This is a genomic window from Nocardiopsis sp. TNDT3, from assembly GCF_003427465.1.
GTDB classification, from domain to species: domain Bacteria; phylum Actinomycetota; class Actinomycetes; order Streptosporangiales; family Streptosporangiaceae; genus Nocardiopsis; species Nocardiopsis dassonvillei.
Genome location: NZ_QPFC01001394.1, coordinates 1 through 1,150, shown reverse-complemented (window position 1 = coordinate 1,150; position 1,150 = coordinate 1). Strand labels below are relative to the sequence as shown.

At 74.5% G+C, this 1,150-nt stretch carries 1 protein-coding gene; it reads left to right on the top strand.

The window, feature by feature from the left end:
- Positions 1-1,133 (top strand): SGNH/GDSL hydrolase family protein (locus tag DQW06_RS28165; protein WP_157983647.1); only part of this gene is annotated, 1,133 nt, incomplete at its 5' end.
- Positions 1,134-1,150: the final 17 nt, after the last annotated feature.

The window sequence follows — 1,150 nt, the reverse complement described above, 5'->3', positions numbered from 1 at the left end:
CCGCCACCCCGGTCCTGCGCGACGAGACCGTCCGGCAGGTCGTGCGCACCAGCGTCGGCGGCGACCGGCTGCGCCTGCGCCTGACCAACGAGTTCGGGGAGAGCGCGCTGCGGGTGGGCGAGGTGCACGTGGCCCTGCGCGCGGGCGACTCGGGCACCGACATCGACCCGGCCACCGACCGCACGGTCACCTTCGGCGGCCGTACGTCGGTGACCGTCCCGGCGGGCGCCCCCATGGTCAGCGACCCGGTGCCGCTGGAACTGCCCGCCCGCTCCGACCTGGTCGTGAGCATCCACCTGCCGGAGGAGACGCCGGTGACCACCCTGCACGCCTCCTCCTTCCAGGAGAACGTGGTGGCCGCGGGCGACGTCACCGGCGACACGTCCGTCGAGGCCACCCGCACGCTCACCCAGTGGCACTTCCTGTCGGGGGTCAGCGTGCGGTCGCGCACGCGGCTCGCCGACGCGGTCGTGGCCCTGGGCGACTCCATCACCGACGGCTCCGAGACCCTGGTCAACGCCAACCACCGGTGGCCGGACCTGCTCGCCCGGCGCCTGCCGCACACCGGCGTGCTCAACTCCGGGATCGGGGGCAACCGCCTGCTCCACGACCCCAACCCGCCCGAGGGCGGCGACGCCGAGGACTTCGCGGCCTTCTTCGGGCAGAGCGCCCTGCGCCGCTTCGACCGGGACGTGCTGGCGCACCCGGGCGTGGGCCACGTCATCGTCCTGCTGGGGGTCAACGACCTGGGCCACCCCGGCACCGTGGCCCTGGTGTCGGAGACCGTCACGGCCGAGGAGGTCATCGGCGCCCACCGCCAGATCATCGCCCGCTCCCGCGCGGCCGGGCTGCGGGTCTACGGGGGCACCATCCTGCCGTTCGGGGGCGACACCCTGGGGTTCCACACCGAAGAGAACGAGGCCAAGCGCCAGGCGGTCAACGCGTGGATCCGCACGGGCGGGGAGTACGACGCGGTCATCGACTTCGACGAGGTGACGCGCGACCCGGCCGACCCGCTGCGCCTGTTGCCCGCCTACGACAGCGGCGACGGCCTGCACCCCAACGACGCCGGTATGGCCGCCATGGCCGACGCCGTACCGGCCCGGCTCTTCCGTCCGGACCGGGAGGGGTGACCGGCCCGGGAAGGGGG